This window comes from Phormidium sp. CCY1219 (genome assembly GCF_055795085.1).
In genome coordinates this window covers 1-7,960 of record NZ_JAYFEQ010000453.1, presented here as the reverse complement: position 1 = coordinate 7,960, position 7,960 = coordinate 1, and the positions used below count along the sequence as shown (strand labels likewise).

Annotated in this window: 6 protein-coding genes; 5 read left to right on the top strand and 1 reads right to left on the bottom strand. The window is 50.8% G+C overall.

Features of this window, described 5'->3' with window-relative positions; all coding sequences use genetic code 11:
- The first annotated feature begins 663 nt into the window (after positions 1-663).
- The 3 genes from AC0QH1_RS11065 (at position 664) to AC0QH1_RS11055 (ending at position 4,803) form a co-directional block, all read left to right on the top strand.
- Complete coding sequence (locus tag AC0QH1_RS11065; RefSeq protein ID WP_324631155.1) at positions 664-1,692, top strand: sugar transferase; 1,029 nt, start codon at positions 664-666, stop codon at positions 1,690-1,692.
- A gap of 180 nt (positions 1,693-1,872) precedes the next feature.
- A complete protein-coding gene (locus AC0QH1_RS11060) occupies positions 1,873-2,373 on the top strand; it encodes an ATP-binding protein (protein WP_324631154.1) in 501 nt (166 codons plus the stop codon).
- A gap of 186 nt (positions 2,374-2,559) precedes the next feature.
- A complete protein-coding gene (locus AC0QH1_RS11055) occupies positions 2,560-4,803 on the top strand; it encodes a SpoIIE family protein phosphatase (protein WP_324631153.1) in 2,244 nt (747 codons plus the stop codon).
- A gap of 229 nt (positions 4,804-5,032) precedes the next feature.
- Here AC0QH1_RS11055 and AC0QH1_RS11050 read toward each other — a convergent pair whose 3' ends face one another.
- Positions 5,033-5,362: an STAS domain-containing protein gene (locus AC0QH1_RS11050; RefSeq protein ID WP_324631152.1), complete on the bottom strand. Its 330-nt coding sequence runs from the start codon at positions 5,360-5,362 to the stop codon at positions 5,033-5,035.
- Between the two features lie 475 nt (positions 5,363-5,837).
- Between AC0QH1_RS11050 and AC0QH1_RS11045 the strand changes: the two genes are divergently transcribed.
- Both AC0QH1_RS11045 and AC0QH1_RS11040 read left to right on the top strand, forming a co-directional pair.
- Positions 5,838-6,512: a response regulator transcription factor gene (locus tag AC0QH1_RS11045; protein WP_324631151.1), complete on the top strand. Its 675-nt coding sequence runs from the start codon at positions 5,838-5,840 to the stop codon at positions 6,510-6,512.
- 205 nt (positions 6,513-6,717) lie between these two features.
- Positions 6,718-7,539 carry a segregation/condensation protein A gene (locus tag AC0QH1_RS11040; protein ID WP_324631150.1) on the top strand — a complete coding sequence of 274 codons (822 nt, stop codon included), beginning with the start codon at positions 6,718-6,720 and terminating at the stop codon, positions 7,537-7,539.
- Positions 7,540-7,960: the final 421 nt, after the last annotated feature.

Here is a 7,960-nt window from a genome sequence, read left to right as displayed (position 1 = left end):
GGGGGAGAACTCCTCCCTACGCATAAATGACGAGGGTTTCCGTTCTCCCCCTTACCAACCCTAATTTCTGATGAAACCCTCCCGCTTCAGGGTGTATTTATTTAAAAAAATAAAAATTTAAGCAAAAATATTTGTGAGGAGAGCAAGTTATGCTATGATGATAAATTTGATTCTGCAAAAAGCAAGCGTCGGGGGATCTAGAGGAACGCAAGGAGGAACAAAAAGGGGAAACCGAGAAGGAAAGGAAAACAACAAGAGTCTCGAAAGGGGAAAGGAGGAAGAAAGGAAAAGTCGGAGAATCGAAAAAATCCAACCGATTGGGGATGAAAAAGAAGATAAAGGAGAGCAAGTTACCTTTCTGTGACAAACCGGGGGAAGGGGAGTGGTATATCGAAAGATGGATTTAGGGGCGATCGCCTACCCAAACCCTGAGATTTGTTGCTACTTTAAAAAAGAAGAACACACCAGGAAAGGAAAAATCGCCCGCCAAATGCGTCGGTGGCGATCGCCGTGCTGACAGAGTAGGGCAAGCTACCGGGAGCCATTCACTTCAGAGGAGGAACCTGATGCGAAAAGCAAGGGAAATTTCCCTTGCATGACAATAACCGCTCAAACTTTATTATTGAAAACCATAAGCTTTTTGGAAAAGGGGATAGCTTTTTTATGGTCAGCCAAAGCCCACAAACGGAATTTAGCGTTTCGTTTAAAAACGACAGCACAATCGTGCATTTACCGCCGCGCTTAAGCGTATTAGAAGCGGTGCCGTTCAAGCAAACCTGTCACGACTTGTGCGACAGCGAGCCAGCACCGGGAGAACTCATTTTAGATTTTAGCCAGACCACCTTTATCGACAGTAGCGGGGTGGGAGCCTTGGTGCGGGTGTTGAAAACCACAGAAGAAAAAGACATTCGGTTGGTGCTGCGAAACGTGCAAGCGCAAGTGATGTCGGTATTGTCACTGACGGCATTAGACGAGGCATTGAGCATCGAACAACTCAACAGCGCGACGCAGAGCGCCGCAGATGGCGAGACCTCAGAAACCGGGCAGAGTCAGCGGGAGAAAAATGCCTTTCTTCCTACCACCCATCCGTCAGTGAGATCGAAGATCAAGCGGCTGATGGACATTCTCGGGGCGCTAGTGGGACTCGGGATTACGGGAGCGATCTTGCTGCCGATGGCGATCGTCATCAAACTGGATACTCCCGGGCCGATTTTCTTCAGTCAGACCCGTTGCGGTTGGATGGGGCGCAGATTTCGCATCTGGAAATTTCGGTCCATGTGTAACAATGCAGAAGCGCTCAAATCCCAGGTGAAAAATCAAGTGGAAGGTCCGCTATTTAAAAACGAAAACGATACCCGGATTACGCGGGTGGGAAAATTTCTGCGACGCACCAGTTTAGACGAACTTCCACAGTTTTGGAACGTGTTAAAAGGGGAGATGAGCTTGGTGGGGACCCGACCCCCCACGCCGGATGAAGTGGAACGATATGAGGTGCCCGAGTGGCAGCGTTTGGACGTCAAACCCGGGATGACGGGAGAATGGCAAGTTCACGGGCGATCGCAAATTACCAATTTTGAGGACGTGATTCGTTTAGACTTAGACTACCAAAGCAAATGGAGTCTGCTCTATGACTTGAAGTTGATTTTAAAAACCATCGGGATCTTGTTTAATAAAAATAGTGGCGCTTACTAAACCATAGGCTTTCGGATCGCGGTGATGTGGAAGCGTCCGGTCCGTCTTGGCTGCACCATCACCGATCCTCTTGGGGGGAGACAACCAAAACCCCCCTCCCAACTGCTTTAAACTACAACCGTTTAGCTTGGCCGATAGCAAGCTGCCGCACGGGCGTCTACATCTTTCATCCTTTAGAAGATGGTATTACAAAATCTTGGTAGCTGGTGGAAAGGATTCGCCTCCCAGCTCGCAAAACGACCAGAAAAAGATGAGCAACCAATCAAGCGATCGCGCCTGGAAGTCCGCAGCGATCTCTATGCCTTAGCCGATGTGTTGCAGTGGTTAGAGGATGAAATTTACTCCTTGCTTCCCCGCGATCGGTGGTGGCAGTATCAAACCGCCTTAGCCGAAGGGTTCACCAATGCAGTGCGCCACGCTCATCACGACTTGCCCGAAAGCACCCCCATCGAGATCGAGGTAAATGTTTACGCCGATTATCTGGAAATTTTAATCTGGGATTATGGATCCCCGTTCGACCTCGAAGCCAAACTCAAGTCCCGCTATGAAAAGTCAGAGGTGAATGAAATGGATCGAGAAGGCGGTCGGGGATTGATTTTTATGCATCAACTGACCGATGAGCTGTGTTATAAGCGAACCGCCGAGAATCGAAATTGCCTGGTAATGCGAAAAAAAATTTAGATAAGCGTTCCGCTCGTTATTGCACTGTGAATTCTGCGCTCCTTCTCGATCGCCGAGGAAGGAGACAAGGGTAAAATTATCCGTACCTTAACCGCCGTTCGCGTTGCCACGATGATAGCACCATTTCCCCATGAAAAAGGTCTCAGAATGCAAGCTCTGTGCCGAGATGAAAGGCGCTCCTCCCAGATGGACGTCGCATTAGAACAACTCACTCGCCTCGCCGCGCAACTGTGTGAAACCCCGATTGCCGCGATCGCCTTGCTCGACGAACACCAAGGGGCGATCTCCTCCCAAATAGGCTGGCTCCCGGGGGAGGGCGATGGCGCTTGGTCGTTTTGCCTGCCGGTGATTCGAGAACGGCAAGCGATCGTGGTTCGAGATATCAGCCAAGACGAACGATTTACCAGCCATCCCTCACTCCCCGATGCAAAGCCAATTCAAGGGTTTGCAGGTGCCCCGGCGATCGCCGCCGATGGGTCGGTGGTGGGTATCTTATTCGTCATGGATTCCGTGGCGCGGAATCTGACCCCCGCCCAGATCGACGCCCTGCAAACCCTCGCCGGTCAGATCTTGCCCCTCCTGGAACTGCACCGCCTGCAAATGCCACAACCGCATCACCCTCCGTTGCCGGATTTTCTCGATCGCACCCACGATTTAGTGCAGACGGTGGATCTGTGCGACCACCGTCTGCTTTATGTCAACAAATCTTGGCTTCACCACCTGGGCTATTCCACCGCCGAACTCCCAAACCTGCGCCTGTGGGATATCCTCGCTCCCGAATCCACCGAAACCGCCACTCGGCTGCTCGAAACCCTCGCCTCGGGCGAATCTGTCCCCACCGAAGAACTGATTTTGCTCTCCAAAACCGGCGATCGCCTCTGGGTGGAGGGCTATTTCTCTTGCCAATGGGAGGGCGCTCAACCTCACTGCGCGATCGGCATTTTTCGCAATATTACCTCGGAAAAAGAAACCCAATTTCAATATCGGCAACTCTTTGAAAAGCTCTCTCTCGGACTGTTCCAGCTCGATTTGTCCGGACGCTACACCCAGGTTAACCCAGCGTTGGCCAATATTTACGGCTATGACTCCCCCGCCGAATTCGTTGCGAGGGTAAACCATATCTCGGGGGTTTATCTCAATGGCGATCGCTGGGGCCAGTGTCAGCGTCAGCTCCAAGAAAACGGCAATAGCGTCGCCGAAGTGGAAGTCAAACGCCAAGATGGTAGCCTGCTGTGGGTGCTAGAAACCATGCGACCCTTGGTGGACTCTCGCGGGCAAGTCATCGGGTATGAAGGGTCGGTGCAAGATTTGACCCGCAGCAAACAAGCCGAAGAAACCGTGCAAATGGCTCGCAATCAATTGCAAGCGGTTTTGGATGCCGTACCTGGCACCGTTTCTCTGATTAGTTCCGATTTTCACTATTTAGGCGTCAATCGCCATTTGTCCGCTACTTATAATTTACCTCCGGGCCATTTTGTCGGTCGCGAAGTGGGCTTCCGTCAGTCTAAATTCGGCCAGTTCGTGCGCGAATTTTTTGCTAACCAATCTGAGGAAGCTTCCATAGAAATTGACTCGGAGGTAAATGGGGCGTTTCGCAGCGATTTGGTGATTGCGAAAAAATGGTTGGAAGACCAGGCGGCGGTGTTTGTCGGGATCGATATTACCGAACGCAAGCGCGCTGAAGCGGCACTACAGGCGGAGTTGGCTGAGGCGGCAGAATACGTGCGATCGCTCCTCCCTTTGCCGATGAATGACGCGGTAACTATTGATTCGCGCTTTATTCCCTCTCAACAATTGGGCGGGGATTGTTTCGATTACTATTGGCTCGATAATGACCATTTGGCGATTTATTTGCTCGATGTTTCCGGGCATGGTTCCCGCGCGGCTTTGCTCTCGGTTTCGGTGTTGAATTTACTGCGATCGCGCTTTCTGCCCAACACCGATTTCTATCAACCTTGTCAAGTGCTGACTGCACTTAATCAAGCCATCCAAATGGAACGTCAGCGCAATATGTATTTCACCATTTGGTATGGGGTTTATAATCAATGCACTCGTCAGTTGGTTTATTCCTGCGCCGGACATCCACCCGCTATTTTAATCTCGGGTCATTCCCCCGGTACTCTTCACGTGGAACAACTCAGAAATGAAATTTGTTTGCCGATTGGCATGTTTCCTACGGTGGAATATTCCAATGCATCCTGCTCTATCGATTCCTGGAGTACCCTCTACATTTTTAGCGATGGCATTTACGAGATTAATACCCCCGATGGCAATATGTGGAGTCTGGAAAACTTTATCCAGCTTTTAACTGACTATCATCAAAACTATTCCCTCAGTTTGGAACAGGTTCTCCAAGCGGTTCGCCAACGCAGCGATCGCGATACGTTTAATGATGATGTCTCTCTGTTACAGGTGAAGTTTCAAACTTAACAACGCCAGGTAAAAAGAGCGATGGGATGGCGGTTTTCACCCTCGGGTAAACTCTGGAGGTCTTCTGGTTTGGGGATGCTTTGCACTCAGCAACTCTGTCCGAAGCGGATCGTCGATCCGCGTCACGGGATAAATGCAGCTTCTCTACAAGCGATCGCCATCGCTCTTCTCTATTCTGTCTCCCCCTGACTCTCCCTGTTCAAAACCGCTTTAGCGCGATCGGCGAGTCTTAATCCGTTTTGGACAACACCTCTTTTTCAAATTCCTCTCGGTCTTCAAAAATTCTCATTACTTTATCCAAACCGGCTAACTCCAGTAACATTTTGACTTGGTTGTTAATCGAACAGATATATAACTTGCCCCCAGAGGCTTGAACGGTTTTAATGGCAGCAACAATTGCCCCCAATCCCGAACTGTCCATAAAGCTAACATCTTGGAAATCGATTAAAATAATATCGGCTCCCTCTGCAAGACAGTCGCTAATCTCTTGCTCAAATTGACCAACCTTCGTCCGATCTAAAAGGCCAACGGGTTGAACAACTTTAACAACAGGACTCATGCTTTATACCCTTGTTTTGACTGGACAATTTTCCCGGACAGACGAGTGATTTGTTCGTCAAACGACTGACCCGGATACGATTTTATCGGCTTTTCGCTACGGGTGCTGCTTCCATCCCCCTCTTTAGGTGACGGTTCGCGGAACCCTACCCCCCACCAAGGGGTTGAACTCGATGGTTCGCAGGGCTTTCCCCCCTAAATTCGAGGAAGTTGTGAATTGGCAAACGATAACCCTCATTATCTTAACCCGAGGGGGCTAGATTGCTGTTTTTACATCTCGCTTCCTGTTTGCACAAGGGGCAAAAACACTCTCGGCATAGAAAATCACGCCCCCATCGGTTTGAGGAAGTGGGGCACTCTGGAAAAAAATAACCAATCACCAATTAACAATCGGGAAAGACTGGAAAACGAAACCGCATCCCGGGGCGATCGCGCCTAAAATCAAAAATCAAAAATCTTAATGCTAAAAAAAGCCCATGAATGCGAATATCCTAGTCATTGAAGATGAAGTGAAACTGGCTCAGTTTATCGAGCTAGAGCTGAAATACGAAGGCTACCAAGTCAGCGTTGCCTATGATGGGTTAGCGGGACTGAGCGCGGCGCGAGAATCGAATCCAGATTTAATCGTGCTCGATTGGATGCTCCCAGGGATTTCCGGATTAGAACTGTGTCGTCGATTGCGGGCCACCGGGAATATGGTGCCGGTGATTTTATTAACCGCCAAAGATGATGTCAGCGATCGCGTGGCGGGATTAGACGCCGGGGCCGACGATTATGTAGTCAAACCCTTTAGCGTGGAAGAACTGTTAGCGCGGGTGCGGGCGCACCTGCGACGGACCACCGAAATCGACCCCGACGAAAGACAATTTGCCGATTTGAGTTTGAACCGACGCACCCGGGAAGTGTTTCGCGGCGATCGCGCCGTGGAACTCACCGCCAAAGAATTCGACTTGCTCGAATACCTGATTTCCCACCCCCGACAAGTGCTAAAACGGGACCAAATCCTGGAAAATGTTTGGGGGTACGACTTTATGGGCGACTCCAATATTATCGAAGTCTATATTCGTTACCTGCGACTGAAACTCGAAGCCGAGAACGAAAAGCGCCTGATCCAAACCGTGCGGGGCGTCGGATACGTGCTGCGGGATTAAAGCGCGGTTTTGGCGATCCTGTGGGGCGATCGGTCCGCAGTTCAACCGCAACGCCGGTTCGAGACCCGGGAAAAAATTCCCCTGGTTTGGATCCAGTGGCAGGCAGGCTAGAGAATTGGATGAACTATCCTTGAGAATTAACAGCATTTGATGAGATTCTACTGCCAATCCCATTAAACCCAAAACTCCAACCCCAAAAATCCTTATGAGTGGTTCTTTAGCGCAAAATGCGATCGCACTTTTAATAGACCTAGCCAAACAGGGAGAAATCGACCCCTGGGACGTGCAAGTTATCGATGTCATCGATCGCTATCTCAGCCGACTGGTGCAAGTGCATGAAGCCGGACAGGTACAGCGAGAAGCCGCATTGTCCGAATCCGGACAAGCCTTTTTATATGCCTCGATGCTGGTTTTGCTGAAAGCTGACGCCCTGGCGCGATCGGAATCCTTAATGGATGAAGCAGAAACGGCGGAAGAGGAAACCGAGGAACTGGTGGATGAGGCGGACGAGATGAACGATCCGACCCTCCCCAAACAGCTCGAACTACAGTTGAAACGGCGCGCCGTGGCACCGACGCCGAAAAAACGGCGCGTCACCCTGCAAGAGTTGATCGAGCAACTGCAACTGATGTCGATGGCGATGGAAAACCAACCGCGCCGTCGCAGCAAACGGCACAAAGGGACGCGATCGCCCGCCAGCACCGTGCGCGCCCTCACCGAACTTGCCGAACAAGAAAATCTCTCCGAAATTGCCGCCCGACTCGAACAATTTTTACTCGCTTACGCCCAAGAAGTGGGCAGCGATCGCAATTGGCTCGAACTCGAATCCTTGCTCGAACGATGGAAATCTGGCACCCGGGAGTCCAAACCCGCCCCCAGCCATCTCAAACATCACGATCGCGTGGGAGTCTTCTCCGCCCTGCTGATGCTCTCGGCCCAGTCGAAAGTCGAATTAGTCCAAGAAAAATTCTATGGAGAGCTAAAAATTCGCGCCCTTACCGAGTCCATGACGGCGGAAGCCGGGTAAAGCGCCGGCGGGAATTAAGAATTAAGAATTAACAAAGTTTTTCGTTCTCAATTCTTAGTTTCCACCCATAGGGGGATGCAGGTGAGCAGGGGGCAGAAGAAAGCTCAATCCAGGCATCACTTGCTTTAAGGAGGGGGATAAGAGAAACTAGAAAAGCCCGCCGGGAGGTAAAAGTCTCGTCTCGCCGTGAGTGCCTTTGCAGCGGGAGGCAAGGGTTCAACGATCCCAACTCGTCGATCGCCGGGGTGAGCGAATCAGCCTGTCCCAGCTCGAAAGGGGTCATTGAGCAGACTTATTTGAGGTTAATTCGTTAAAATCGATCGGCCAAGATATCAGAGATAAATACTTGTCAGCACCCCGCTCTAAAGAGACGGGGCTTCTAGCCCCTGACTTTAGGTAGCTGACCAGCCTAAGCCCTACG